The following is a 27,000-nucleotide window of genomic DNA, read 5'->3' as shown; positions in this document are numbered from 1 at the left end:
TTAACGCCGCAAGCCCAAAGCAGACAAGGTGTTGCTGCGGATGCCGTGCAGCAGCTCAGCGTTCTGCACCAGCGATTCGCCATAGGAGGGCACCAGCGCTTTCAGGCGGGCTTGCCAGCCCTCACCCAGCTGGGCACTGCAGCAGCGCTCGATCACTTCAATCATGGCCTGAGCGGCTACCGAGGCACCGGGCGATGCGCCCAGCAATGCGGCCAGTGTGCCGTCTTTGGCGGCCACCAGTTCGGTACCGAACTCCAGCTTGCCGCGACCACGGGCATCTTTTTTGATGATCTGCACGCGCTGCCCTGCCTGCGCCAGCCGCCATTTGCCGGCTTCTGCACCCGGGAAGTAATCGCGCAGCGACTGCACCCGCTGCGTGTGCGACTGCAGCACTTCACCAATCAGGTATTTGGTCAGATCCATATTGGTCGCCGCCACCGCCAGCATCGGCAGCAGGTTGTTCAGGCGCACGGATTTGATCAGATCCAGCAGCGAACCCGCCTTCAGGAAGCGGGTGGTGAAACCGGCGTACGGGCCAAACAGCAGCGCCGGCTTACCATTGATGATGCGGGTATCCAGATGCGGCACCGACATCGGCGGTGCGCCGATGGCCGCTTTGCCGTACACCTTGGCGTAATGACGCTTCACCGTGGCTTCGTCCTCACACACCAGCCACTGGCCAGAGACCGGGAAACCACCATAGCCTTTGCTTTCCGGAATGCCGGATTTCTGCAGCAGCGGCAGCGCGCCACCGCCGGCACCGAGGAAGACAAACCCGGCATTCACCACCTTGCTCTGCCCGCTGCGGCGATCTTTCAGGGTGACCAGCCAGCGACCATTGCGCTGCTGTTCCAGATCACTCACCTCATGGCTGAGCAGCAATTCAAACTGGTCACGCTGCTGCAGCGAGGCCACCAGATGACGGGTGAGGGAACCGAAATCCACATCACTGCCGTAGCGGATGCGGGTGGCGGCCAGTTTTTCATCGGCGCCACGGCCGGCCATCACCAGCGGCATCCACTCACGCAAGGTGTCGTGGTCTTCGCTGTATTCCATGTCGGCAAACAGATGATGGGCCGACAGCTTCTCCCAGCGCTGACGCAGGAAAGCAACGTTGCTCTCACCCCAGACAAAGCTGATGTGCGGCGTGGGGTTAATAAAATTCTGCGGCGCCGGCAAATCGCCACTGGCGGTCAGGGCCGTCCACAGCTGCAGCGATACTTCGAAATTGGCATTGATGGCCAGGGCGCGGTTGATCTCAACCTCGCCGGCAGCATTCTGGGGGGTGTAGTTCAGTTCGCAGTAACCGGCGTGACCGGTACCGGCATTGTTCCACCCGTCGGTGCTTTCATGGGCCACGTGGTCCAGACGCTCGACCATGGTCAGTCGCAGTGAGGGGTTCAGTTTGCTGAGCAGCGTGCCCAGCGTTGCGCTCATGACGCCGCCGCCCACCAGCAGTACGTCAACGGTGTTTGTTGCCATGTGATTTCGCCTGTAGGTAAAAATCAGAGTGTTCTGTGGCGCGGATCTGCACCAATCCCCGGGCTTTTGGCCCATGTTGCCACCGCAAACATATCAGGGACGGCGATTTATACAGGCGGGCGTGGTGGCCGACAATGGCCAGCCACCTAATGAACAACCATAGTTTTTTATAATTTCTATAAGCCTTTAGTTATATATGCGGTGAAATAACGGGAAATGGGCTTATGGATGGCCCGGTCAGCAGCCGGCAAACAGCAAACAGCAGATAAAAAAACGGGAGGCCGTAGCCTCCCGTGGTATTGGTGATGATCATCCGTAATCACAGCGCACCTCAGCGCAGCTTATCCACCAGCGTGATGCTGAGCTCTTCTCCCAGCAGCGCCGCCACATTGCGGGTAGCCGCCTGCCGCGCCACATCCGCCAGACCAGAGACGCCGCGCGCCTGCTTGCTGAACGAACTGAGCGCCCGGCCGTTGGCATCCCGAACCGTCACCCGGGTATCGGCAAACACATAATAACTGCCGCCCTTGGCCTTGCTGCTGAGCGTGGCGCTGACTTCAAACACCAGATCGGCATTGGCACGGTTTTCCACCCGCAGACCTTGTTGGGTTAATACTTCCAACACGCCGCCGGACACGGCATCGGCACCGGCATCCAGCGCCACCAGCGCCACGGACAGCTGATCCAGCAAACCATCAATGCGCGCCTGCAACGCCCGCAGGTCATCGTCCAGCGCCAGCCCGCTGCGGCTGGTGCTGATCAGCGCCAGCTGCTCGGAGGTTTTATCGCGCAGGGCAAACTGCTTCAGCGCCGGTAATAACGGCTGCAGCTGCTGCAGGGTGCTGCCCTGCGGTTGCTGTGCACCGATACGACGCAATTCGGTATCAATATCACCAATCTGACGGCGCAGACGGGCAGCCGCCTGAGCACGATCCAGCTCCGCCAGCGCATAGGCGTATTTGCCATCGCTGTGGGTTTCGGTGATCTGCACTTCATCCAGCTGCACATCCGGCACCTGGCTGCGCACATAGTTACGCACGTTTTGCTGTACTTCGGAGGCCTGACCGGTACCGCTGCGTTCCTGGGTATCGACGCTGAAATCACCGCTGACGGTCACGCGCAGCTGCGACACCAGATCAACCCGGGCCAGATCGCCGGCCCGTTTAATGGCGTCGGTGACGCTGCCGTAAATCTCCATGGAGCCCACGCCGTAGGCCATGCCATTACGCTGCGGCAGCTGGGTAATCCAGTCTGGTGTCATGGCCCGCTCGGCGCGTGCTTTGGTACTGTCCTGCTGTGGCTTGGCTGACTGCGGTAAACAGCCGGCCAACAAGGTGGCACTGAGGGCCAGCGCCACCGCTGCCCCTGCCTTGTGCTTACGGAAACTCATATCAGAAACCGAAGGACGATTTCTGCTGCAGTTTCTGGATCTTCTTCTGGCCGTTCCACACTTCGCGGTTGCTTTCCATATCGATCAGCTTCAGGTCCACCTGATAAAAGGTAACGCGTTGTTTGCCGACCTGATCGACGATGGAGTTGATGCTGCCGGACAGCGCAAAATCGGCGGCGGTTTCATTACCCTGCGCCTTGGCGTTGCGGGCGTTCAGCTCCTGATCACGGCGCTCTTCGCGCACGGCATCACGCTCGTCACCAGCGGCAACGAAATCAGCCCGGCCGGAACGGATAATGGCGCGCTTGATGTCGTTGGTGAAGGTATCAATAGCAATGTGTTCGTGCGATTTGTTGCTGATGCGCGAGATGATTACGGTCGGGCGATTGTTATTTTTCAGTTCAAAATCACGCGCCCAGGGGAACGACAGCATGTCGGTGATCATTTCATTGGCCACCAGCTCGGAGTCTTTGGCATTCCAGCGATCAGACAACGCCACTTCTTCACTGGCATCCAGACGGGTAACTTTGGTGGCACAGCCGGCGCTCAGCAGTACAGAAGCACCCAGCAGGGTGGCCAGAGTCAGTTTGGTTACTTGAGTCAGCATAGCGATTCTTCCTTAATCCGATGGTCAGTTGGAGGTTTTAATCAGTTGTTTAACCGGCGATGCCTGAGTATGCCCCAGTTCCGGCAGGCTGCGTACCCGCCAGAAATGAATTTCACCCGGCTGCAGGCTGATCTGGTTATCGTAGCGTTTTATGCCGGTCGGCAGTTGTGACTCCAGGGTCAGCGCGTGTTCACCCGGCTCCAGCACCACCCGGCGTAAGCGGATTTCCTGTGGCAGCAGCAGCCAGTTACGGGTTTCGGCAGCATCGGTAAGCTGCGCCGCCAGCTTGCCGGCCATGGCCAGCAGGCCACCAAAGTTACCACCCACCTGCCCCACTGACTGCGCGGTAATGGCTTTCAGGGACGAGCGCGCCAGTGCCATCTGAATATCGTAACCGGCACGGGTCATCTGTTCCTGTACGGCCATTAAAGCCGGGTTGGAGGCTTTGTGCATGGCCAGACTCTGGCCGCCTACAGACAGGTTGGAATAGCCCAGCGCTTTCACCGGCTCGTAGTACGGCACGGTGACGCGCATGGAGGAGCCAATGGCCGTTACCAGCCCCAGCTCTTCGGCGGTTTGCCACAGCGGGCCGATGTTCACGGTTTTGGTAAAGCTGTTCAGCACATAGCCCACTTCCACCGCATCCAGATAATTGGAGACCGCATCCAGAATGCCTTTGTCGGCGTACAGCACATAGAACCAGGCCAGCTGCGCCTGATCGTTACCGATAAAATAAGGCCGTAATTGCAGCGCCTGCATATTCGGGTTGGCGGACAGTTCCAGGTTCATTTCTTTACGGTGTGGCGCCAGACCTTTGTGCTCCAGCACAATCACCTGGGCCTTGTCGCGGGTCCACAAGTCCAGTTCGGCACGGCGGGCTTTGCTCAGTTTTTTACTGGCCAGCCGGCGCCATTCGCTATCGTAACCACCGGCCAGACGCATCATGCGGATGGTGTCGAACCAGGCTTGTTCGGTAACGCCGTCATCCAGCCGGTATTGTTTGGCAAAGCCTTTTTCATAAGCTTCGGCCGCCCGTTGGTAGCTGATGCGGGCATCGTCGTATTCGCGGTTCATTTCAAAGGTAATACCGGTGAGGTAATGCGCCATGGCATCGTCGCGGTATTTGATGCGGTCCATATCGACCAGGTTGCCCTGCAGCGCCGAGAACAGTTTCAGCAGCTGGGTAAAGGTTTGCTGTTCTTCATCGGCGGCTTCTTTGAAATTGCCTTTGCGGGTGTTGAGATCGTTCAGGCGGATAATCAGCCGGCGCGATTCAATGCGGGCGCCATCCAGTGCCGCCTGACGATCGGCATCGGTCTGCGCCAGCTGGGCCAGACCGAAGTAGTTCAGGGCTTTGTAGTAGTTAATAAAGACTTTTTCAAAGTCGGCCCCCGGATACGGCCCCTGCCGCGGGTTCGACATCAGCGTCAGCAGCAGGTCGCTCATCAGGGTGGTTTCCATGTCTTCCGCGATCTGGCCGGCGGTTTCCAGTAACGCATTACTGGCGGCGAAATCGCCCTGCAGGTGTTTCACCACCCCCAGTTCAAGGTAATGCAGCAGACGGTCACCACCGGTGGGTTTCAGCGCCTGCTGAAGCTTGGCTTCGGAGGCAACGTAATCACCCTTTTGCAGATCTTCAATGGCTCCGGTCAGGCCGGCACCGTAGGTAGCACAGCCGCTGAGAATCAGCGCACAGAGGGCGGCCCCGGTGAGACGCAAGAAATGAGACATTGCTTATAAAGCTCCCTGCTCTGTTATTGGTAAGAGCAGGGAGTGTAGTTAGTGCGGCGTAATATGACCACCGCGACTTCGGGCGAAGATGCCGCCAATTGGTTTATTTTTGCTTTGGATCAACCGTACCGAAGCCGATGATTTTCAAGGGTTGTTCACCTTCATCCAGCACCGTCTTGCCCGCCGGCGTAACCCGGGTGGCCAGCTCCTGCTGCGCTTGTTCTTCGGCGGCGTGCTGAGCGTAGGTTTGGTGGAAACCACAGGCCACGCATTCGCGCACCTCATCGCCCTCATCGTTGGTGAACATCACGGTTTTATCCATTTCGTTGCACTTAGGGCAGACCACGCCGGCAATAAAGCGGCGCGGGCGCTTGTAGGGTTGCTCAGTCATCAGGCGACTTCCTCAACAATAATGCCGGAATGGCGTAACAGGGGTTCCACCGACGGCTTACGGCCGCGGAAGTTTTCAAACAGCTCGGCCGCCTCAGAAGAACCGCCCTGACTTAAAATTTCGCGCAGGAAGCTTTCACCGGTTGCGCGATTGAAAATGCCTTCTTCTTCAAAGCGCGAATAGGCATCGGCACTCAGCACCTCGGCCCATTTGTAGCTGTAGTAACCGGCGGCGTAACCACCGGCAAAAATATGGGTAAAGCTGTGCTGGAAACGGTTGAATTCCACCACCGGCACCACGGTGACCAGCTGACGTACTTCGTTCAGCAGGTCCTGCACTGTTACCGGATTGGCACTGGAATATTCGTGGTGCAGACGGAAATCGAACAAGGCAAATTCCAACTGACGCATGGTCATCATAGCGCTCTGGAAGTGCTTGGCCGCCAGCAGTTTATCCAGTAACTCCTGTGGCAGCGGTTCGCCGGTTTGGTAGTGACCGGAAATAAACGCCAGCGCTTCCGGCTCGTAGCACCAGTTCTCCATAAACTGACTGGGCAGTTCCACCGCATCCCAGGCCACGCCATTAATGCCGCTGACATCCGGCACGTCGATGGCGGTGAGCATGTGGTGCAAACCATGGCCGAATTCGTGGAACAGGGTGGTCAGTTCGTCGTGGGTCAGCAGGGCTGGTTTGTCGCCTACCGGCGGGGTGAAGTTACACACCAGATAGGCCACCGGCAGCTGCATGCTGCCATCGGCGGTACGGCGACGGATACGGCAGTCGTCCATCCAGGCGCCGCCGCGTTTTTTCGGCCGGGCGTATAAATCCAGATAGAAAGCCGCAATCTGTTGGCCGTCTTTATTCACGTGGAAGAAACGTGCGTCCGGGTGGTAAGTGTCGAAGGTTTTCTGTTCTTCGAAGGTCACGCCGTACAAACGCGACACCACTTCGAACATACCGCCGATGGCTTTATCCACCGGCAGGTAGGGACGGATATCTTCCTGCGAAATGCTGTAGCGCGCCTGACGCAGCTTTTCGCTGTAGAAACTCACATCCCACGGTTTCAGTTCGGCGCAGCCCTGCTCGGCAGCAAACGCCTGCAGTTCGGCGAACTCACGCTCGGCCTGGGGTTTGGCTTTCTGGGCGATGTCGTTCAGGAACGCCAGCACTTCATCCGGCGACTGCGCCATTTTGGTGGCCAGTGAATAATGGGCGTACGACTCAAAGCCCAGCAGCTGTGCCAGCTCGTAACGCAGCTGCAGAATTTCGTTCATATTGGCGCTGTTGTCGTGCGCGGCGTCGGCACCCAGCTCTGACGCGCGGGTAACATAGGCGCGATACATTTCTTCGCGCAGGGTGCGGTTTTCACCGTAAGTGAGCACTGGCATATAGGACGGAAAATCCAGCGTAATACGGTAGCCTTCCTGCCCTTCGGCTTTGGCTTGTTGCGCCAGTAAATCCAGCGCGCTGTCCGGCAGACCGGCCAGTTCGGCTTTGTCGGTAATCAGCTTGCTCCACGCATTGGTGGCATCCAGCACGTTCTCGCCGAACTTGCTGGTCAGCTCCGACAAACGCTTGCGGATTTCGCCATAGCGGGCTTTTTTCTCAGCGGGCAGATCAACACCGGCTAAGTGAAAATCGCGCAGGGCGTTATCAATGGCCTTCTGTTGTGCTTTGCTCAGAGTCGGGTACTCGGCCGAGTCGCGCAGTTTTTTCCAGGCATTGCACAGGTCTTTGTTCTGGCCCATCTCCGTGCTGTAGGCACTCAGCAGCGGCAGACAGGCGTTGTAAGCGTCGCGCAGCTCATCGCTGTTGAGCACCCCGTTTAAGTGCCCCACCGGCGACCAGGCCTGATTCAGCTCGTCTTCCCACTGCTGCATGGGGGCAACAAAGTTATCCCAGGTCGGATTCTGCACGCTGGCCAGCAGCTCGCGCACGCGCTCGCGGTTGGCGTTCAACCTTTGTTCGATGGCGGGTTTAACGTGCTCTGGTTTAATGGCCGAAAACGGCGGCAGACGATGGTGTTCGGACAGCGGGTTGCTCATAGGGGATAATCCGGTGCTGAATTTCAGTAGCGTTCAGGCCGTTAATTGGGTCCAATCAGGCCTGAATCAAGTGGCCACAGCATAACAGGAGCACCTTCCCCATGGCAGACATCCGTACCTATCAGGGCCATAGCCCGAAACTCGGCGAGCGCGTTTTCGTCGATCGCAGCGCCGTGGTAATCGGCGATGTGGAACTGGGCGATGATTGTTCGGTGTGGCCGCTGGCGGTGATCCGTGGCGATATGCACCACATCCGCATCGGCGCACGCACCAGCGTTCAGGACGGCGCCGTACTGCACATTACCCACGCCTCCGACTACAACCCCGGCGGCTACCCGCTGATCATTGGCGATGACGTGACCATCGGCCACCAGGCCATGCTGCACGGTTGCACCATCGGCAACCGCGTATTAATCGGTATGAAATCCATGATCATGGACGGCGCCATTGTGGAAGACGAAGTGATCGTCGCCGCTGGTGCGGTGGTGACACCCGGCAAACGTCTGGAAAGCGGCTATTTATACGTCGGCAACCCCGCCAAACAGGCGCGCCACATTACCGAAAAAGAACGCAGCTTTTTTACTTATGGTGCGGGCAATTATGTGCGGCTGAAGGATAAGCATATTGCGGAGGGGTATGACAAGCCGCTGTGATGCTTAATGCTTAACGGGAGACGGGAGACGCCTGAAGCTGGAGGCTGGAGGCTGGAAAACAGCGTGCCCGGCCAACCGCACTGCCGACTTGACCGCACAATCAATAACGTGACGCTCGCAATGGGAAACAGCCATGAAAACCGAACTTTTCACCCCACTGAAACGCCAGGCGACACGTATTCTGGCGGATCTGCACAGCAGTACAGAGACTGTACTGATTACTGAACACGACCACATGAACGGGCGCATGACAATTCTCGAAGGCATTGCCAGAGGTGAGCAGGCGATTCAGAACAGGCTGACATCAACGGATGATGACGCTCGCCGCCAATTCGCAAAATGGCTGTAAATACGGCCTAACCAAAGTCTGCTGCGTTACACCTCAGAACGCTCTGATACCTTCACTGAATACGCCCTGCTCATCCACCAGCTGGTTTTCCTGCCGCCATTGCTGATCACACAGCAAAGCCAAGTCCGCCAAGCTGTCTGCTCTGTATTGCCCGGCTTCCTGGCCACACAAATCGTATGCCATACTGCACCAATAGTATGATAACCGATGCAGGAGGACTGGCATGAGCACCGTCCGGAAAACCATTACCCTGACAGGGCAGCAAAGTGAGTGGGTTAAATCCCGCATTGCAGAGGGTGGATTCACCAATGACAGCGAGTACATCCGTGACCTGATTCGCCGCGATCAGGAACGCCTGCGCCATATGGAAGCGTTGCAAGCGGCTATTACCGAGGGGCTGAACAGCGGCACAGCGAGTGCGCTGGACATGGATGCCATTAAGAGGAAAGCCCGGCAGGAGGCCGCCCGATATGACACCAACACGCCAGATTTATAAGCAGCCGCAAGCCGAGCAGGATTTGCTGGATATATGGCATTACTCCGCCCAACACTGGGGGGCGGCCAAGGCCGATGACTATTTAGACGAGTTGCTGGCGGTGTTGCAGAAAATAGCAGAGCAACCAGCCGCCTATCCGTTGCAAATGCAGTATTCGCCACCGGTAAGGTTCGCGGTCTGCAACCGGCATCTGCTGATTACCACAACCGATGCTACCCGTGTGACGTTGATCCGGGTGCTGCATCAACGGATGGACGTTAATCCGGATACCTGGGACGAGCGGCATTAAAAAACGGGAAGCACCTTCCGGTACCTCCCGCTTTTTAGCTTCTGGCTTCAACCCCCTGCTTCTGGCGTCAAGCCACCAGCGTCAGGCGCTCCTTCAGAACTTCACCCTGCCAGCCCAGTTTCACGCCCCAGCCGGTGCTGGTGTCGGTGCCCTGATTACTGACTGCTCCGCCATCTTGAGACATCATGGCAAAACCCTGAATACCATTGGCTTTAAAGCTCTGATGCACCCAGGTCAGGCCCAGACCCAGCACATGCTGGTCATTCAGGCGGTACGCCACTGTACTGGTAACAAACAGCTGCTCCAGATTTACGCCGGCGCTGCCACTGGCATTCGACGGATCAAAGGGATTGCGGGCATAGTCGGTGTTCATGCCGCCGTTACCGTACAGGGCGATGCCGTAGCTCAACACATCAGAATGCTGACGGGCAAAACCCACTTCCGGCATCCAGAAGGCTTTGGTGTCGTTGCCATCGAATGAACCATCCAGACCAGGATTACCGGAAATCCGGCTTTCACGCTCCGGCTTAAAGTAGGTAACGCCCAGATCCAGCTGTTGCTTGGCGCTCAGGTTACCAATGGCCGCCGGGTTCACCGCCGCGGTCAGGCTGTCGTGCGCCAGTGCGGTAGCCACACCGGCCATGCCCTGCGCCTTCACGCTGGTGGCGTGGGTAAAATAACCATTGGTGGCGTGAGCACTGATGGCCACACCGGTTAAAGCAATCACACTGGCAAGACGAGTAACCTGAAGCATAACCGACCTCGGTACTGGGGTATTCACAATGCTGCGCAGTGTAGGCAAACCACTTATAACTGTTAACCAATGCTTTTCTATATTCTTATAACCAAAAAGGAGTTATCTCGCCGGACTGGACAAGACAGAATGGCCGGCAGCGGTTACAATCGGAGCCGTTTTTTTAACCATCAGCAGAAGAAGCCAGTCCTATGGGTCGCGCCTATCAGAACCGTAAAGAGTCCATGGCCAAAACGGCCGCTGCCAAAACCAAAGTGTATTCCCGCTACGGCCGCGAAATTTATATGTGCGCCAAAAGCGGCGGTACCGACCCCTCTGCCAACCTGACCCTGCGCGGTCTGATTGACCGCGCCAAGAAAGACCAGGTGCCGGGCCATGTTATCGACAAGGCCATCGACAAAGCCAAGGGCGGCGTGGGTGAAGATTTCCAGCCGGCATTGTATGAAGGCATCGGCCCCGGCGGTGCGATGGTGCTGATCAGCGCCTTAACCGATAACAGCAACCGCACCTTCGGTGAAATCCGTGGCGTGTTCTCCAAGTGCAAAGCCAAACTGGGCAGCCAGGGTTCGGTGTCGCACATGTTCGACCACCGCGCCATGTTCGTGTTTGCCGGTGACGACGAAGAACCGGTGCTGGAAGCATTAATGGAAGCCGATGTGGATGTGAACGACATCGACAGCGAAGACGGCATGATTACCGTGCTGTGCCCGCCCACCGATTACTTCAAAGCCAAAACCGCCGTGCAGGAACTGAACCCGCAGGTGGATTTTGAAGTGGAAGAAATCACTTATTTGCCGCAAACCGAGCACCCGCTCAGTGGCGATGACGCCGCGCAGTTTGAGCGCTTTGCCGGCTTACTGAACGATCTGGAAGACGTGCAACACATCTACCATAACGGTGTGTTTGAGTAATACCTCCCCTGTTCAACAGCGCTGCAATAGCAGCGCTTTTTTTGTCTGCTTTTAAAAGAAGGAACTTATCGTGCTGAAGTCACTGCTCGCCGTAACCGGCTGTGTATTATTAGCGGCCTGTGCCACCACGCCGGACCCTGCCCGTTTTGCTCAGGCATTAGAGCAGAACGACCAGAAAACCATTAACAAACAACTCGCCGCCGGGCTGGATATCAATGCCCGCCTGAATGAACAAAACGATACTGCGCTGATGCTTGCCATCCGCAATAAAAATGAACCGCAGGCAGTTCAATTACTTGCCGCAGGTGCCAATCCGTTTCTGCGCAACACAAACGGGCTGACCGCCATTGATTACGCCAAAGAGAGTTCATTGGTGGTGCGGAAAAAATGGGCAACACAACTCATTGAAGCGGGCAAGCCTCAGCGGGAACAAGTTCGGGAAGCTATCCGCAAGAAAGACACCACAACACTGGAACAACTGCTTAGCCAGACTTCGTTTTACTGGTACGGCGATAATGACTCCTTTGCCGTCACCGCGCTTATCGCCGATTGCCTGCCCTGTATCGATTTACTGGCCAACGCCGGGTTTGATTTTTCCAGCACCCGCAAAGACGTGACCGCATTGATGCAGGCAACCTTGATGGGCAAACAGAACTTTGTTGAGCGTCTGGTGGTGTTTAAAGATACCCTCAATATGCAATGGGAGGGCTTCACGGCATTGCACCTCACGGTCGACAAAGACAGTCTTGGTGGCGATGCCACTCAGGTACAAATCGCCCAACTGCTGATTCAGGCCGGTGCCGATATCAACGCACAAAATAACTACGGCAATACCCCGCTGAATCTTGCTGCCTTAAACAACCGACCTCTTGTCGCCAAGGCATTACTGGCGGCCAAAGCCGATCCAACACTATCCAACAGTGATGGCTGGACTCCTTTAATGAATGCCGTTGATGAAGGCCATATCGAGCTGGTGCGGTTATTGGTAACGAACAAGGCCACTCTGAATCAGAAACAAAAAGACGGCTGGACTGCCCTGCACATCACGGCCAATGACAGCAATAAAGGGGGCGATGAATTACAGTCACAGATCGCTAAATTGTTGATTCAGGCGGGCGCCGATATCAACCCGCAAAATAACAAGGGCAACAGTCCACTACGCGTCGCTACTCTCAATAACCGACCGCTCGTCGCAAAAGCATTACTGGCGGCCAAAGCCGATCCAACACTATCCAACAGTGATGGCTGGACTCCTTTAATGAGTGCCGTTAATGAAGGCCATATCGAGCTGGTGCGGTTATTGGTAACGAACAAAGCCACTCTGAATCAGAAACAAAAAGACGGCTGGACCGCCCTGCACCTGACGGTCGATAAAGACAACCGCGGTGGTGACGCCACTCAAGCAAAAATCGCCCAACTTTTGATTCAGGCCGGTGCCGATATCAACCCACAAACCGACAAAGGCAATACTCCGCTGAAACTTGCTGCCGTCAACAACCGGCCACTTGTCGCCAAGGCATTACTGGCGGCCAAAGCCGATCCAACACTATCCGACAGCGATGACTGGACTCCTTTAATGAGTGCCGTTGATGAAGGCCATATCGAGCTGGTGCGGTTATTGGTGACGAACAAGGCCACTCTGAATCAGCAAGAAAAAGACGGTTGGACCGCCCTGCACTTTACGGCCAATAAGAGCAATAAAGGCGGCGATGCATTACAGGCACAAATCTCTAAATTGCTGATTCAGGCCGGTGCCGATATCAACGCACAAAATAGCAACAATGACACCCCGTTGAATCTTGCTGCTTACCATAATCGGCCGCTTGTGGCCCAAGTGTTGCTGACTGCCGGAGCAAATGCTGCACTGTTTGACAACAATGGCTGGACACCGTTAATGAGTGCTGTTAACCGAGGTCATATCGAGCTGGTGCGGTTATTGGTAACGAACAAGGCCACTCTGAATCAAAAAAATAATAACGGCTGGACAGCCCTGCACTTCACCGCTAATAAGGACCACAAAGGCGGCGATGCCGTGCAGGCAGACATGGCTCAGTTGCTGATAAAAGCCGGAGCCATGGTCGATAGTCTCAATCATGAGCTGGTAAGCCCACTACAACTGGCAGCCCTGAACAATTATCCGCAACTGGTGCAGGTGCTCCTGAAGAATAAGGCCAGCGTTACACTGAAAAATAAATTTGACCGCACCGCCGAAGACGAAGCCCGCAAGGCTGGTCACTGGAATATTGTGGCCATATTGCGCGAACACGCTGTACAAACCGGCGCCACCAGCCAACCAGTGAGCAATAACTCCGGCCTGTTTCCCGCCCGGCCAGCCAAGCGGGCAGGGGTTGTTACCTGCAATACCCGCTGCAATAACGGCGACTGTTACCGCACCTATGACGATGGCCGTCAGGTGCGCTTCCAGGCGCAACAAAAATACAACTCACTGTCCGGCCAGTGGGAATTCGATTCCGGTTCCTGCTGACACCTACCCAAAAAAAACGGAGCCTCGCGCTCCGTTTTTTCTGTCTATCCGTCTTGTTAAAGCCAGTCATCAGCAAACCGCTGCGCTTACTGGCGCATAAAATCTTCCAGACCGTGGCCAGTTACCTTGCGCACCTGACGGAACAAATACCAGATAGCGGCTACCAGCACGATCATGCTGGGAATGACAATTACCGGGTAGCTCATGGCGGTCATGGTGCCCAGCTGCTCGTTGTATTCCGGCGTGCCGGGCATGGCGGTCACCAGATAACGCGCCAGGCCATAATTCAGCGCCGACGATAAAAAAAATGACGCCGCGACAATTTTATTGGCCACGTTCAGATGGCGGTCAAAATGTTCCTGCTCGCCGCGCTCGGCAATTACCTGCTGCAGCCGTTCGGTATCCATAATTTCGTCGTTGAGAATAATCATGCGCAGCAGCGAATAGCGGGTATTCAGGGTCACCAACACCCCAAGACCTATCAGCCCCGGAATCAGCGCTTCCTTAATAGCCAGATATTCCGGCGGTAATTTCAGCAGGCTGATGCCACCGGTCAGCAGCACACTGACCACGCCGAGAATGGAAAATACGTTCACCTTGCCGGCATTTTTTAAATCCCAGAAGCCGAACGCCAGCGGAAACGCCAGTGCCACCACCACGCCCAGGGTCGGACCGAGCATATCGTCGCCACTGGCCTTGGTCAGAATCAGCGTCGGAATAACGATGTTAAACAGCAGATTGCTGAAAAAACTGTGATTTTTTTTTGTGCCGGCCGGTGCAGACATAAGCGCTTCCCCAAAAAAGTGGCGCCCAGTATAGCGGCCCGCCCCGGTCGATGGGAGGCGCAATCAATGATGCACGACAGGGCAGCCACCGGCATTGGCCGTTATACTGCGGCGCTGAAGTTGTCCACCACTCACCGCTATTAAGGAAATTGCGTGTTTCAGCCTGTCCGTTTGTTGTGCTGCATCCTGTTATTCATCACCGGCTCGGCCACCGCTCAGTCCCTGCTGTGGGAGCACAGCCCGGCCAGCGATAACGGCCTCAGCTACTGGCAATATATGCACAGCCTGAACATTACCTCTGCCAACTGGTACAGCCAGTGCAAAGACCAAAACTGTTCCTACTGGGTGGCGGTGGGCGAACAACGCTTCCGCGTCGGCAAAAATTCCTCGTTAATCACCCAAAGCCGTTATCAACAGGTCACGTACGCGCTGTACCGCAATGGTGAGCAGTATTATCTGGCCGATAATCATGGCCAGCGGGTAGCGGTTGCCGATGCTGCACTGGCGAACTGTGTCAGCTTCAGCGATGGCGTTATCAGCCTCCGGGGCGAGTTAATCTGCCTCAGCGGCCGTACCTTGCGGGTGGGCAACCGCAGCCAGACGCTGCCGGCCAGGCCACTGCATTACCGGTTTGCCACCTCGTACCGTGGCCATTGGGTACTGGCCATGCTGGATAAAGACTTTAATCTGTATGTGATTGACGCCAGCGGCCAACGCCAGACCCGCACCGGCCTGCAACGCCACAGTGATTTTGACCATATCCTCAGTGTCTTTCCGCAAGCACCCGGCAACACCTGGGTCGCGCTGTACGAGTACCGCAACAAGCGCAATAAAAACCTCAGTCTGTACCACCTGCAGGGCGATAACGCCCGCCACTACACGGTGACCAACAGCATCGGCGACGACACCGGCGTGCGCCCGGAACTGTATCAGGCCGCCGATAACGAACTGCGGGTTTCCACCCGTCTGCGCAGCAGCACCAAATTTTATCGCCTGCGCCCGGAAAGCCTGCCGGCGCAGCAGCCTGAAGCCAACCCGTACCAAACCCCGGATTTAGCCGATCTGCTTATCGGTGCCGGTATCCGCGCCACCCACTGGTCAGTATCACAGTCGGTGGAAAGCCCCGCTGGCAGCGATGGCAGTACCGACAAACTGGCGTCGGTGAAGTACGACATGAACGAGTCGGTACTGCGGGAATACCGCCTGGCCGGGCAACTGGCCGGCAACCAGATTGCCCTTACCTGGCTGACCAGCGAGGCCGAACAGGGCATGAACCAACTGGAGCGCAGCGCCACCCGCAAACTCTACGGCAGCATTGGCTTTGAACGCTTCTTCCATGGCCCGACCCGCCTGCAGCTGGAATTCGCCAGCGAGCTGGCTGGTGGTGTCGCCACCTATCGCGATAACAACGGCGCCGAGCAGGTGGTGGCCTTTGAAAACGACTACCAGCGCTTTGCCCTGCTGGTCACCAGCGAACTGGGCTGGCTCAGCGGGGTGAGCTACAGCCGCAATAATATGCCGATGGCGGTGGGATTTTTTGAAAGTGGCTTAGGCGACCCGGATATTTATTTTGATCCGGATTTTGAACTGCAGAAGCTGACGTATGTAATCGGCTACGACACCGCCCAATATACCTCGCGCTATCTGTTCAATAGCCGGGGTTTTTATCTGGACGGCCGCGTCGGTATTGGCCTGTACCGCTATGACATCGGTGCCGATATCCTGCGCCAGGCCGAGGCCGTCAGCGGCAAAGAGCACAGTGACGATATCGGTCTGGCGCTGGATGGTTTTGTGGAAGCCGGCTACTTCTGGCAGGCGCGCTCGGTGCGCTGGGGTGGTCTGGGCGCGGCGTTACAGGCGGGCGTCAGCGCCGATGTGGAAACCTACTACAACGGCATCAGCGAGGATTCCGAGATTGAAGCGGATGAAATCCGCGCAGCCTTTGAGCGCACCGATGTGCGCTGGGGGCCCTTTGTGCGGCTGAACCTGATGTTCTGAGCGGCCTCAACCGCGCCCATAAAAAATGGCAGGCGCTGGCCTGCCATTTTTCGTTCACCCGCGCAAACAGAGAATCAGGGCAGCTTCAGGGTTAAACCGGCCCCCACCACCACACTATTTTCCTGGGTAAAGGATTTATCCGCATACAGCTGCACGCCAATCCAGCGGGTCAGGCTGATATCCAGCCCGGCACCAACGCGGGCGACCAGATAATCGCGCACGAGATCGTCTTCCTCATCGCTGGCCTGTTCACGGAAGGTATCCAGACTGATGTCCGTGTCGCTCTGGCCAAACTGGTGATAACCCACCCCCAGCTGCAGGTTCACAAAGGGCACAAAGGCCACCTTACCCAGAACGTGCAGCGGCCGGCCTTCGCCCATGTTGGTGAATTGCAGGCCCAGGTTATAGAGCAGATCGCCGCTGATCTTGTCGCCACTGCGGCCCACCATGATGCCCGGGCCATGACGCAGCCATGTGTTCATCTGCAGGTAGTTAATTTTCAGCTGATGCATGCCGTCAAATTCGGCGCCGGCAAAGTCTTCGTATTCGGACGGCAGCCAGGTGTAGCCGTATTTGATTTCCAGCCGCTCACCACGGCTGAACTGATTGCTCAGCTGTTCCAGCTGGTTCAGCTCGCGGCGGCTGTAGAAGCGGAAATGGTCGGTGATTTCACGGCCCGGCTTCAGGCTGTAGCGGCTGTCGCGACTGATGGTTTCGCTGCCATCGTAATAGGTCAACGCCACCGCCACCTCACCGTCACAACGCTGCAGGGTAAGACGTTTGCCGTCCTGCAGTTGCTGGCCATCCGCCATCAACCGTACCTGACCGGGTTTATTGGTGGTCAGCTGCAGGGTCGGCAGGCGATTGCGGCTCATATCAACCCGGATGGACTCGTCTTCACTGGCGTCCAGACTGACCTTACCGGTAACCGCACAGAACCCCGGCGCACTCACCTGATACTGGTACTGGCCCACCGGTAAATACAGTGGCTCACCCGATTTCATCGGCTTACCGGCAATGGTCAGACGGGCATCGGCACCGGTCACGCGAACGGTAATGCCCTGCGGATACAATCCGGCCCGGGCATTGGCGAGGGTTTTCTGCTGGCTGGCCAGCTGCTTTTCCCAGCCGCGCGGTAAATCACGCGGGAACAACAGCCCCAGCAGGCGGATTTGTTCCAGATCCTGCTGCCACTGGTCGAGGGTACGGATGCGCGGGCGCACCTCATCGGGCAGGTTTTTCAGCTGGTAATTCTGTGCCTGGCGGTGGTAATCCACGGCCATGGCACGCAGATCATCGCGCTTCAGGTAAGCACAGTAACCATCGTCTTCGCGGCGGAATTCCACGCCTTTCAGTTTCAGATTGGTACTGACGCCCTGATCCAGGCTTTCCTTGCGGCTGGTGAGGTTAATGCCCAGAAACGAACTGGTGGAAACCGTCTGGCGGACTTCGGAGCGGATATCGGCCACCAGAGAGGTGGCCAGATTGGTAAGGGCTTCATCGCGGTTGGCACCGCAGTCGCGGAATTCAGCGGGTAAGGCCAGGGCCGGCAGGGAACAGCACAACAGCACCGGCAACAGCAGGGTACGCATGGATCGTCCTTGTAGGTTATCAGACAGAGTGGGCCATTATAGCGTTCTGTGTTGATAACGATACCGTATCAATAGGTACGACGTTCCTGCCGCAGCCGCTGTATCACGGTGGCGGTATCCGGACGCACACCACGCCAGCAATAAAAGGCTTCGGCGGCCTGCTCCACCAGCATGCCCAGCCCATCCAGCGTTATGGTCACGCCCTGCTCATGGGCCCATTGGTTAAACACGGTGCGGCCAGCGCCGTACATCATGTCGTAGGTGACCGTGCCGTCTTTGAACACGGTCAGCGGCAGCGGCGGTAATTCACCACCCAGACTAGCCGAGGTGCCGTTAATAATCAGATCGAAGGCACCGGGCACATCAGCAAAGCTGCTGGCGGTTACACAACCAAGGTCGGCAAAGTCACGGGCCAGCTGTTCCGCTTTGCTGACCGTGCGGTTGGCAATCACCAACTCGGCCGGTTGTTGTTCCAACAGCGGCTGCAATACACCACGCACCGCCCCACCGGCACCCAGCAGCAGAATGCGTTTGCCCGCCAAAGGCACCTGATGGTTCAGGGTTAAATCGCGTACCAGACCAACGCCGTCGGTGTTGTCGGCCAGAATGCTGCCGTCGGGCATTTTTTTCAGGGTGTTCACCGCCTGCGCCCGCAGCGCCCGGGGCGTGTGGGTAGTGGCAAACCGGAAGGCGTCTTCCTTAAACGGCACGGTCACGTTCAGGCCACTGCCGCCGTGCTGAAAAAACTTTTCCGCTTTGGCGGCGAATTCTCCCAGCGGCATCAGCAGGGCTTTGTAGAGCAAGTCCTGCTGCGTCTGGCGGGCAAAGGTGCTGTGAATCAGCGGTGATTTACTGTGGCCGATGGGGTTACCGGCCACCGCGTACAGATCAGTCATACCGTGCTGACACCCACTCTTTATGCGGCAGAAAATCGCTGGTCAGACGAGCTTCCGGCGAACCGGGCTCTGGCTGCCAGTCGTAATCCCAGTGCACCACCGGCGGCAGCGACATCAGAATGGACTCGGTACGGCCACCGGTCTGCAAACCAAAGATGGTGCCGCGGTCGAACACCAGGTTGAACTCCACGTAGCGGCCACGGCGGTAGCACTGGAATTTACGCTCACGCTCACCGTATTCCAGCGCTTTGCGCTTCGCCACAATGGGCACATAGGCATCGATATAGCCATTACCCACCGCCTGCATAAAGGCGAAGGATTTGGCAAAATTCAGTTCACCGTCCCAGCTGTTCAGGTCGTCGAAGAACAATCCGCCGACGCCACGGCTTTCGTTACGATGCTTCAGATAAAAGTATTCGTCGCACCATTTTTTGTACTTAGGAAACACCTCAGGTCCGAACGGCGCGCACAGGTCTTTGCCGACCTGATGCCAGTGCACAACGTCTTCCTCAAAGGGATAAAACGGTGTTAAGTCGAAGCCGCCACCGAACCACCACACAGGCTCTTCGCCGTCTTTCTCGGCAATAAACAACCGCACGTTGGCGTGGGAAGTCGGTACATAAGGATTATGCGGATGAATCACCAGCGACACGCCCAGCGCCTGAAAGCTGCGGCCGGCCAGTTCCGGGCGCGAGGCGGTAGCCGACGCCGGCAAGCGCTCGCCACGAACGTGGGAAAAATTCACGCCGCCTTTTTCAATAACGGTGCCATTGGCGATCACGCGGGTACGGCCACCGCCGGTTAATGCCAGCGCACCTTCGGCCGCCGGACGTTCCCAGGCGTCTTCCACGAAAGTGGTGCCGCCATCCTGGGCTTCCAGCGCTGCACAGATGCGGTCCTGCAAATCCAGTAAAAACGCTTTAACCGCTGCGACATCGCAACCATTGTGAGCATGACTCATATCAATCTCCTCAACGCAGACGCTGACCACTCAGCGTGCGGATTTCCGAAGGCTGGGCGCGGCCACCCAGCTCACCCGGCAGAATGTAATCAAGGCTGTCCTTAAAATAGTGCTGCACGTCCTGCAGCGAACGGGCCGGTTCCTGACCCGCCGGATTGGCAGAGGTCGACACCAGCGGGCCGACCTGTTCACACAAGGCGCGCACCAGCGGATGCGCGGTTACCCGCACCGCCAGTGATTCATGTTCACCCCGCAGCAGACGCGGCACATCGGGCCGGCAGGGCAAGACCCAGCTAACCGGGCCCGGCCAGGTAGCCATTACCTGGGCCAGGTCATCATCGGCCAGCGGTAATAACCAGGGTTGCAGCTGCTCCAGTGACGCGGCCACCACCACCAGCCCTTTGTGCCAGGGGCGGTCTTTAAGTTCCAGAATACGGGCAATGGCCTGCTCATTGGCCGGGTCGCAGCCCAGCCCCCACACGGCCTCGGTCGGGTAGGCCAGCACACCGCCAGCACGGATACAGGCCGCCGCCTGCAGCAAGGAGTCGTTGCTCATAATTGCATCAGAAAAAGGAAAGTGCGAACCCTACTGCAAGGCGCAAACGGGAACAAGAGGCGAATGAGCGCAGCCTGGTCGCCGGAATCAGCGGGTACGCAAGTACCCGCCCGGCACCTGCTGCAGCCAGCCCTGTAATTCCAGATCCAACAGTTCCGGTAACAGGCGGGCCATGCCCAGCCCGGAGCGGATGGCAATCACGTCCGGCGAGGTGGCGGTGTAATCAATGTGCACCAGCAAGGCTGGTACCGGGTCGCTGGCAGCTACGGCGTCAAACAAACCGGGCTGGATACCGGGGTTAAGCTGCAGTTCCTGCAGAATATCGGTGGCGTTTTGTACCAAAATGGCACCGTCGCGGATCAGCTGATGGCAGCCATGACTCAGTGGATTGGTCACCGCGCCAGGTAAGGCAAACACCTCGCGGCCCTGTTCTGCCGCCAGCTTAGCGGTAATCAGCGAACCGCTTTTGCTGGCTGCTTCCGCGACCACGGTACCCAGGCTGAGACCACTGACAATGCGGTTACGCGATGGAAAATGCGATGGCTGTGGCGCGGTACCGGGCGCAAACTCCGACAGCAACAATCCCTTATGCATGATCATCTGCGCCAGTCCCAGGTGCCGCTGTGGATAAATCACATCCACGCCACTGCCCAGCACCGCCACCGTCCGGCCCGTTTCCAGCGCGCCCTGATGGGCGGCACCGTCAATACCCAGCGCCAGCCCGCTGACCACGGTGACGCCAGTGGCCGCCAGCTCGCGCGCGGTTTGCTGCGTCCATTCACGGGCATAGGGGGTTGGGTTACGACTGCCGACCATGGCAATCATGGGCTGCTGCAGACAAGCCAGGTCACCGTGGTAATACAGAATCACCGGCGCATCAGGCAGCGCCGCCAGAATGTCCGGATAGGGTTCCATGCCGGCCAGCAACACACCGCAGTGCTTGTGCTGACGCCAGGCCTGTAAGGCAGCAAAGCCGTCATTCAGGCTGGCATCGGTAGCCCAGCGGCGGGCCGCTTCAGGGTTAAAACCCAGCGCCACCAGTTGCTCGGACGAGGTATGCAGGAGTTCACGCGGATCACCCAGACGGGTGCGGAGTTCGTTGATGGCCACCGGACCAATGCCCGGCAATTGGGTTAAACGCCACCAGGCCAGTAACAGCTCGTCCCTGAGCATAGAGAATTCCTTATTATTGATTCGGGTTTTCGATCTTGTCGCCCACGCGCAGCGGACGGGTCGCCCGCATCACCAGGCCGTAAGACATTTTTTCAAAGGTGCGGAACACCATCACTGTCCCGGCACGCTCATCGGGCAGCTGGACCCGCTCACCGGCGACGCGGTCGTACACCACATTGCCGGTCTTTTTCACCAGTAAGACGGAACCGGCTTCCAGGCCATCGCGCTCACCGCGGTTCAGCACCACCACGTCGTACTGGCCCACCTGAGTCACGCCACCGGAGACCGCCAGAATCTGACCATTCAGGGCTTTGGCCGGCGCTTTCGGGTAATAATTGGCCAGCAGAGCACGGTCTTCGGTCGGCAGCAGCAGGTCACCAATGGCTACCTGCTGGTTGGTACGCTCCAGTTCCAGCGTCACGATGTCACCATCTTTGGCTTCGACACGGCCCTGACCAATGTCGGTCGCTTCCAGGCCCAGCACTTCGTTGGTTTGCGGGTCACGATACACCTGACCACGACGGAACACGCCGTAGGCCGCGGACACTTCCTCACCAAATTCACCGCGGGCGTACACTTTGCCGCCGGCACCCATCATCAGACGGGCGTCTTCACCGGAAATAATGCGCGGGGCGTTATCCAGTTCTGCCGGTGCCACCACGCGGTTATGGCGCAGGAAGCCACGGATGGCGTCCTGAGGAATCGCAGGAATAGCCGATTCAATGGGCTCGACGCGGGCGGTAGGTTGCAGCTTAACGGTGCGGCTGGCTTCGCCACGCTTGGTAACGGTCAGACGCATTTCGCCGTTGATCATCACCAGGCTCAGTTCATCGCCAGGGAAAATAAGATGCGGGTTGTCAATTTTTTCATTCAGATACCAGATTTCCGGCCACTGCCAGGCATCATTGGTAAAGCGTTCGGAAATGCCCCACAGGGTATCGCCTTTCTTAACCACATAGCGCTCCGGGGCATCGCTTTTCAGCGTCAGCGCCATGGCTCCGGCCGAAAGGCCCATCAAACCAGCCAGCAGAATGCCCTTGATGGTTTTGCTCATCCTGTATTCCCTTTATTATTGGCGGATCCCGTTGATCTCGCATTGAATGTCACTGCCTGACCGGCATCTTAGCAAGTCACGACCACATTGTTCTATATAAGCAGTCAACTCTATGGCCTTACTCGAAATTTTAGAATACCCGGATCCCCGTTTACGCACCAAAGCCGCGCCGGTGGCCGACGTTGACGAGCGCGTGCGCGCCATCGTCAACGATATGTTCGACACCATGTACGCCGCACCGGGCATTGGCCTGGCGGCCACCCAGGTGAATGTGCATGAGCGCATCATCACCATCGACGTCTCGGAAGATAAATCCGAACCGCTGGTGTTTATTAACCCCGAAATCACCGTACTGGAAGGCGAGCCGGAAACCATGCAGGAAGGTTGCCTGTCGGTACCGGGGTTCTACGAAGACGTTACCCGCATTGAACACTGTCTGGTGAAAGCCATCGACCGCCACGGCAATCCCTTTGAAATGGAATGCCGCGGCCTGCTGGCGGTGTGCATACAGCACGAAGTCGACCACCTCGAAGGCAAGCTGATGGTGGACTATATCTCGACCCTGAAACGTAACCGCATCAAAGACAAGCTGGAAAAGAAACACAAACTGGAAGCCCGCCAGCAGGGCAAAAAATAATGGCCTTACGCATTCTGTTTGCCGGCACGCCGGAGTTTGCGGCCATTCACCTGCAGGCGCTGATTCACAGCGGCCATGAGGTAATCGGCGTCTATACCCAGCCCGACCGGCCGGCCGGGCGTGGTAAAAAACTGCAGCCCAGCCCGGTAAAACAGGTAGCGCTGGATCATGGCCTGCCGGTTTACCAGCCACTGAACTTTAAAGATGCTGCCGACGTTGAACAGCTGCAAAGCCTGAAGGCCGATGTGATGGTGGTGGTGGCTTACGGCCTGATTCTGCCGCAAAGCGTACTGGATGCGCCCAAATACGGTTGTCTGAACGTACACGCCTCGCTGTTGCCGCGCTGGCGCGGAGCCGCCCCCATTCAGCGCTGCATTGAAGCCGGCGACAAGCTCACCGGCATCACCATCATGCAGATGGATAAAGGCCTGGATACCGGTGCCATGCTGAGCAAAGTCACTACCGGTATTCTCGCTGATGACACCGGCGGCACCTTGCACGACCGGCTGGCGGAACTGGGCCCACCAGCCCTGCTGGCGACACTGGCGCAGGTGGAAGCTGGCACCCTGCAACCGGAAAAGCAGAACGATGCGCTGGCCAATTACGCGCACAAACTGCTGAAAGAAGAAGCCCTGATTGACTGGCACCAGCCAGCCGACGAAATCGCCCTGCGGGTGCGGGCGTTCAATCCCTTCCCGATGGCCTACACCTTGCTGGGCGATGAACGCATCCGGGTATTAATGGCGGAAGCGCTGGAGCAAACCACCGCGCTGCTGCCGGGCACCATTATCCGCGCCGCGGCCGAAGGCCTGGACGTGGCCTGTGGTGACGGCGTACTGCGCATTACCCAGGTGCAGCTGCCAGGCAAAAAAGCCATGCGCGTGGCGGATGTGATTAACGGTCAGCCGCAGCTGTTCCAGCCCAACCACCTGCTGGCATCCACTTTATGAGCGCGCCGCTATCGCCCTGGCATAAAAGCCTGAACAGCCCGCTCAGCGCCCGCCGCGCCGCCGCCATGGCGCTGGCCGGCGTACTGAATGGCCAGTCGCTGAATCAATGTCTGCCGCCACTGGAAGCACGCGTCGACAGCGCCGACCGTGGCTTTCTGCGCGATCTGGTGCTGGGCAGCTGCCGTCATTACCAGCGCCTGCATGCGCTGGCAAAAATTCTGCAAAGCCGCCCCTTCGGTGAAGAAGATCAGGACCTCAGCGCCCTGCTGATCATCGGCCTGTACCAGCTGGCCATTCAGGGCAAAGCGCCGCACGCCGCCGTGCACGCTACTGTGGAAGTCTGTGAAGAGCTGGGCAAGGGCTACGCCAAATCCGTACTGAATGCCTGTCTGCGCCGCTATGGCCGCGAATATGAAAGCCTGCTGCCGCCGCTGGACGAGAATCCGGTTACCGCCACCAGCCATCCGAAGTGGCTGGTGAAAATGCTGAGCAAAGCCTGGCCGGACGACTGGCAAGCCATTCTGCAGCAGAACAACGAACGGCCACCGCTGTGCCTGCGTGTTAACCGTCGCCACGGTAGCCGTGACGACTATCTGGCCCGGCTGACCAGCGCCGGTATCGACGCCCGCGCGGCAGAATTCAGCGCCGATGGTATTTATCTGGCGGAATCCTGCGACATCACCCAGCTGCCCGGTTTTGCCGAGGGCGACTTCAGCGTGCAGGACGAGGCCGCGCAATTAGCCGCGCAGCTGCTGGCACCGCAGGCCAACGAACGCATTCTGGATGCCTGCGCCGCCCCCGGAGGCAAAACCTGTCACCTGCTGGAGCGGGCCGATGCCCGCGTGCTGGCGGTCGATATCGAAGAAAGCCGGCTGGGCCGGGTGCATGAGAACCTCGCCCGCCTGCAGCTGCAGGCGGACGTACTCTGCGCCGATATCGGCGCACCGGACGACTGGTGGGACGGCGAACAGTTCGACGCCATTCTGCTCGACGCGCCCTGCTCGGCTACCGGCGTGATCCGCCGCCACCCGGACATCAAACTGCTGCGCCGGCGCGAAGACATTGAGCAACTGGCAGAGGTGCAGGCACGCCTGCTGGATACCGCCTGGAACCTGCTGAAACCCGGTGGCCGCCTGCTGTATGCCACCTGTTCGGTATTGCCACGGGAAAACAGCGAGCAGATCCAGAACTTCATCAACCGGCATACCAATGTCGGCCTGACGGAGCTGGACTTTCCCTGGGGTAAGGCCTGTAATGCCGGCAGACAATTACTGCCACAGCCGGATGGCCATGATGGTTTTTTTTATGCACTTCTGCGCAAAGGAACCTGAAAAATGAGCAATAAAATGACAAAAGTGCAGGACAGCACTTTTGCACAGCCGCAGGCTGCCCGTCAGGGTGATGCCCAGGGATGGGCATCATGAAGATCATTATCCTCGGCGCCGGCCAGGTCGGCGGCACACTGGCCGAAAACCTCGCCAATGAACAAAACGACATTACTGTGGTGGACACCGATGCCGAGCGCCTGCGCGAACTGCAGGACCGGCTGGATATCAAAACCATCGTCGGCCGCGGCTCCTACCCGAATGTGCTGCGCGATGCTGGTGCCGACGACGCCGACATGCTGGTGGCAGTAACCAATTCGGATGAAACCAATATGGTTGCCTGTCAGGTGGCCTATACGCTGTTCCGCACCCCCACCAAAATCAGCCGTATCCGTTCCGGGTATTATCTGAAGCAACCCGAACTGTTCCGCAACGATGCCTTCTCCATCGACGTGCTGATTTCCCCCGAACAGGTGGTGACCAACTACATCAGCCGCCTGTTACAGCATCCCGGCGCTCTGCAGGTGCTGGATTTTGCCGATGGCCGGGTGCAGCTGGTGGCGGTGCGCGCCTATGCCGGCAGCCCGCTGGTGGGCCACGCCATTCACCACCTGAAAGATCACCTGCCCAATGTCGAAACCCGCGTGGCCGCCGTATTCCGCCGCAACAAAGCCATTGAACCGACCGGCGACACCGTGATTGAAGCCGACGACGAAGTGTTCTTTATTGCCGCCAAAGACGATATCCGCAAGGTTATCAATGAGTTACGCCGCGAAGAAGACGCCTACCGCCGTATTATGATCGTCGGTGGCGGCAACATCGGTTACCGGCTGGCGAAAGCGCTGGAACGGGATTATCTGATCAAGCTGATCGAGCACGGCGAAGATCGTGCCCAGTTCCTCAGCGAAAACCTTGACCGCACCGTGGTGCTGCTCGGCAGCGCCACCGACCAGACCCTGCTGGAAGAAGAAAACATCGAAAACACCGATGTGTTCTGCGCCCTCACCAACGACGATGAAGTGAACATTATGGCGTCGCTGCTGGCCAAGCGGCTGGGCGCGCGCAAGGTGATGACGCTGATTAACAAAGGCGCCTACGTCGATCTGGTGCAGGGCGGCATGATCGATGTGGCGGTGTCACCGCAACAGGCGACCATCGGCAGCCTGCTCACTCACGTACGCCGCGGCGATGTGGTGAACGTCTACTCACTGCGCCGGGGTGCGGCCGAGGCTATTGAAGCCATCGCCCACGGCGACTCACATTCATCGAAAGTGGTGGGGCGGAAAATCCGCGAAATCAAACTGCCGCCGGGCACCACCATCGGTGCCATTGTGCGCGGCGAGCAGGTGGTGATGGCCAGCTCCGATGTGGTGGTGGAATCGAATGATCACGTCATTCTGTTCGTAATGAAAAAACGCCATATTCCGGATGTAGAGCGGCTGTTCCAGGTCGGCCTGGGCTTCTTCTGATTTAACCGGCGCGGAGCCTGT

Annotated in this window: 25 protein-coding genes; 11 read left to right on the top strand and 14 right to left on the bottom strand. The window is 57.8% G+C overall.

The features are described from left to right. The 6 genes from mqo to prlC all read right to left on the bottom strand — a co-directional run bounded on the left by mqo (position 1) and on the right by prlC (position 7,646). The gene (gene mqo / locus GJQ55_RS00210; RefSeq protein ID WP_228345503.1) at positions 1 to 1,482 is read right to left on the bottom strand and encodes a malate dehydrogenase (quinone); all 1,482 of its coding nucleotides are present in this window, start codon (positions 1,480 to 1,482) and stop codon (positions 1 to 3) included. A 331-nt stretch (positions 1,483 to 1,813) separates the two neighbouring features. Next, positions 1,814 to 2,872, bottom strand: a complete 1,059-nt coding sequence (locus GJQ55_RS00205) for an LPP20 family lipoprotein (RefSeq protein WP_228345502.1) — start codon at positions 2,870 to 2,872, stop codon at positions 1,814 to 1,816. A 1-nt stretch (position 2,873) separates the two neighbouring features. Continuing rightward, positions 2,874 to 3,479 (bottom strand): penicillin-binding protein activator LpoB, encoded by a 606-nt coding sequence (locus tag GJQ55_RS00200; RefSeq protein WP_228345501.1) that lies wholly within the window; start codon positions 3,477 to 3,479, stop codon positions 2,874 to 2,876. Positions 3,480 to 3,503: 24 nt separating this feature from the next. Further along, entirely contained in the window at positions 3,504 to 5,210 is a 1,707-nt protein-coding gene (locus tag GJQ55_RS00195) for a COG3014 family protein (RefSeq protein WP_228345500.1), read from the bottom strand. 103 nt (positions 5,211 to 5,313) lie between these two features. Then, positions 5,314 to 5,601 (bottom strand): YheV family putative zinc ribbon protein, encoded by a 288-nt coding sequence (locus tag GJQ55_RS00190; RefSeq protein ID WP_228345499.1) that lies wholly within the window; start codon positions 5,599 to 5,601, stop codon positions 5,314 to 5,316. After that, the gene (prlC, locus tag GJQ55_RS00185) at positions 5,601 to 7,646 is read right to left on the bottom strand and encodes an oligopeptidase A (RefSeq protein ID WP_228345498.1); all 2,046 of its coding nucleotides are present in this window, start codon (positions 7,644 to 7,646) and stop codon (positions 5,601 to 5,603) included. Before prlC ends, GJQ55_RS00190 begins: the two co-directional genes overlap by 1 nt. A gap of 101 nt (positions 7,647 to 7,747) precedes the next feature. Between prlC and GJQ55_RS00180 the strand changes: the two genes are divergently transcribed. The 4 genes from GJQ55_RS00180 (at position 7,748) to GJQ55_RS00165 (ending at position 9,433) form a co-directional block, all read left to right on the top strand. Beyond that, the gene (locus GJQ55_RS00180) at positions 7,748 to 8,299 is read left to right on the top strand and encodes a gamma carbonic anhydrase family protein (RefSeq protein WP_228345497.1); all 552 of its coding nucleotides are present in this window, start codon (positions 7,748 to 7,750) and stop codon (positions 8,297 to 8,299) included. 133 nt (positions 8,300 to 8,432) lie between these two features. Then, positions 8,433 to 8,648, top strand: a complete 216-nt coding sequence (locus tag GJQ55_RS00175; protein ID WP_228345496.1) for a type II toxin-antitoxin system prevent-host-death family antitoxin — start codon at positions 8,433 to 8,435, stop codon at positions 8,646 to 8,648. Positions 8,649 to 8,871: 223 nt separating this feature from the next. Beyond that, positions 8,872 to 9,144, top strand: a complete 273-nt coding sequence (locus GJQ55_RS00170) for a type II toxin-antitoxin system ParD family antitoxin (RefSeq protein ID WP_228345495.1) — start codon at positions 8,872 to 8,874, stop codon at positions 9,142 to 9,144. Next, positions 9,119 to 9,433: a type II toxin-antitoxin system RelE/ParE family toxin gene (locus tag GJQ55_RS00165; RefSeq protein ID WP_228345494.1), complete on the top strand. Its 315-nt coding sequence runs from the start codon at positions 9,119 to 9,121 to the stop codon at positions 9,431 to 9,433. Before GJQ55_RS00170 ends, GJQ55_RS00165 begins: the two co-directional genes overlap by 26 nt. 67 nt (positions 9,434 to 9,500) lie before the next feature. On the opposite strand, the gene GJQ55_RS00160 is transcribed toward GJQ55_RS00165, so the two are convergent. Then, positions 9,501 to 10,187, bottom strand: coding sequence for an OmpP1/FadL family transporter (locus tag GJQ55_RS00160; RefSeq protein ID WP_228345493.1), 687 nt, complete (start codon positions 10,185 to 10,187; stop codon positions 9,501 to 9,503). 191 nt (positions 10,188 to 10,378) lie between these two features. Between GJQ55_RS00160 and GJQ55_RS00155 the strand changes: the two genes are divergently transcribed. Together GJQ55_RS00155 and GJQ55_RS00150 are read left to right on the top strand one after the other, a co-directional pair. Next, positions 10,379 to 11,098: a YebC/PmpR family DNA-binding transcriptional regulator gene (locus tag GJQ55_RS00155; protein ID WP_228345492.1), complete on the top strand. Its 720-nt coding sequence runs from the start codon at positions 10,379 to 10,381 to the stop codon at positions 11,096 to 11,098. Between the two features lie 70 nt (positions 11,099 to 11,168). Continuing rightward, the gene (locus GJQ55_RS00150; RefSeq protein WP_228345491.1) at positions 11,169 to 13,583 is read left to right on the top strand and encodes an ankyrin repeat domain-containing protein; all 2,415 of its coding nucleotides are present in this window, start codon (positions 11,169 to 11,171) and stop codon (positions 13,581 to 13,583) included. A gap of 86 nt (positions 13,584 to 13,669) precedes the next feature. Here GJQ55_RS00150 and GJQ55_RS00145 read toward each other — a convergent pair whose 3' ends face one another. Next, entirely contained in the window at positions 13,670 to 14,368 is a 699-nt protein-coding gene (locus GJQ55_RS00145; RefSeq protein ID WP_228345490.1) for a VC0807 family protein, read from the bottom strand. Positions 14,369 to 14,521: 153 nt separating this feature from the next. Between GJQ55_RS00145 and GJQ55_RS00140 the strand changes: the two genes are divergently transcribed. Then, positions 14,522 to 16,366 (top strand): hypothetical protein, encoded by a 1,845-nt coding sequence (locus tag GJQ55_RS00140; RefSeq protein ID WP_228345489.1) that lies wholly within the window; start codon positions 14,522 to 14,524, stop codon positions 16,364 to 16,366. A 74-nt stretch (positions 16,367 to 16,440) separates the two neighbouring features. Here the strand turns inward: GJQ55_RS00140 and GJQ55_RS00135 are convergent, their stop codons facing one another. The 6 genes from GJQ55_RS00135 to GJQ55_RS00110 form a co-directional block, all read right to left on the bottom strand. After that, complete coding sequence (locus GJQ55_RS00135; RefSeq protein ID WP_228345488.1) at positions 16,441 to 17,958, bottom strand: hypothetical protein; 1,518 nt, start codon at positions 17,956 to 17,958, stop codon at positions 16,441 to 16,443. Between the two features lie 68 nt (positions 17,959 to 18,026). Further along, positions 18,027 to 18,854: a shikimate dehydrogenase gene (aroE, locus tag GJQ55_RS00130; RefSeq protein WP_228345487.1), complete on the bottom strand. Its 828-nt coding sequence runs from the start codon at positions 18,852 to 18,854 to the stop codon at positions 18,027 to 18,029. Then, complete coding sequence (hemF, locus tag GJQ55_RS00125; protein WP_228345486.1) at positions 18,847 to 19,815, bottom strand: oxygen-dependent coproporphyrinogen oxidase; 969 nt, start codon at positions 19,813 to 19,815, stop codon at positions 18,847 to 18,849. Before hemF ends, aroE begins: the two co-directional genes overlap by 8 nt. Positions 19,816 to 19,825: 10 nt before the next feature. After that, the gene (tsaC, locus tag GJQ55_RS00120) at positions 19,826 to 20,371 is read right to left on the bottom strand and encodes an L-threonylcarbamoyladenylate synthase type 1 TsaC (protein WP_228345485.1); all 546 of its coding nucleotides are present in this window, start codon (positions 20,369 to 20,371) and stop codon (positions 19,826 to 19,828) included. Positions 20,372 to 20,458: 87 nt separating this feature from the next. Beyond that, complete coding sequence (dprA, locus tag GJQ55_RS00115) at positions 20,459 to 21,544, bottom strand: DNA-processing protein DprA (protein WP_228345484.1); 1,086 nt, start codon at positions 21,542 to 21,544, stop codon at positions 20,459 to 20,461. 13 nt (positions 21,545 to 21,557) lie between these two features. Beyond that, positions 21,558 to 22,598, bottom strand: coding sequence for a LysM peptidoglycan-binding domain-containing protein (locus GJQ55_RS00110; protein WP_228345483.1), 1,041 nt, complete (start codon positions 22,596 to 22,598; stop codon positions 21,558 to 21,560). A 112-nt stretch (positions 22,599 to 22,710) separates the two neighbouring features. Between GJQ55_RS00110 and def the strand changes: the two genes are divergently transcribed. From def to trkA, 4 genes are all read left to right on the top strand, one after another. Further along, on the top strand, positions 22,711 to 23,235 hold the full coding sequence (gene def / locus GJQ55_RS00105) for a peptide deformylase (protein WP_228345482.1): 525 nt from the start codon (positions 22,711 to 22,713) through the stop codon (positions 23,233 to 23,235). Then, on the top strand, positions 23,235 to 24,185 hold the full coding sequence (fmt, locus tag GJQ55_RS00100) for a methionyl-tRNA formyltransferase (protein WP_228345481.1): 951 nt from the start codon (positions 23,235 to 23,237) through the stop codon (positions 24,183 to 24,185). Before def ends, fmt begins: the two co-directional genes overlap by 1 nt. Next, positions 24,182 to 25,516, top strand: a complete 1,335-nt coding sequence (rsmB, locus tag GJQ55_RS00095; protein ID WP_228345480.1) for a 16S rRNA (cytosine(967)-C(5))-methyltransferase RsmB — start codon at positions 24,182 to 24,184, stop codon at positions 25,514 to 25,516. The genes fmt and rsmB overlap by 4 nt, the downstream gene beginning before the upstream one ends. An 89-nt stretch (positions 25,517 to 25,605) precedes the next feature. Then, positions 25,606 to 26,979, top strand: coding sequence for a Trk system potassium transporter TrkA (gene trkA, locus GJQ55_RS00090; protein ID WP_228345479.1), 1,374 nt, complete (start codon positions 25,606 to 25,608; stop codon positions 26,977 to 26,979). Positions 26,980 to 27,000 lie beyond the last annotated feature (21 nt).

Source organism: Venatoribacter cucullus (genome assembly GCF_016132445.1).
Taxonomy (GTDB): Bacteria; Pseudomonadota; Gammaproteobacteria; order Pseudomonadales; family Oceanobacteraceae; genus Venatoribacter; species Venatoribacter cucullus.
The sequence above is the reverse complement of the archived record's forward strand: the minus strand, read 5'-3'. Positions and strand labels throughout refer to the sequence as shown.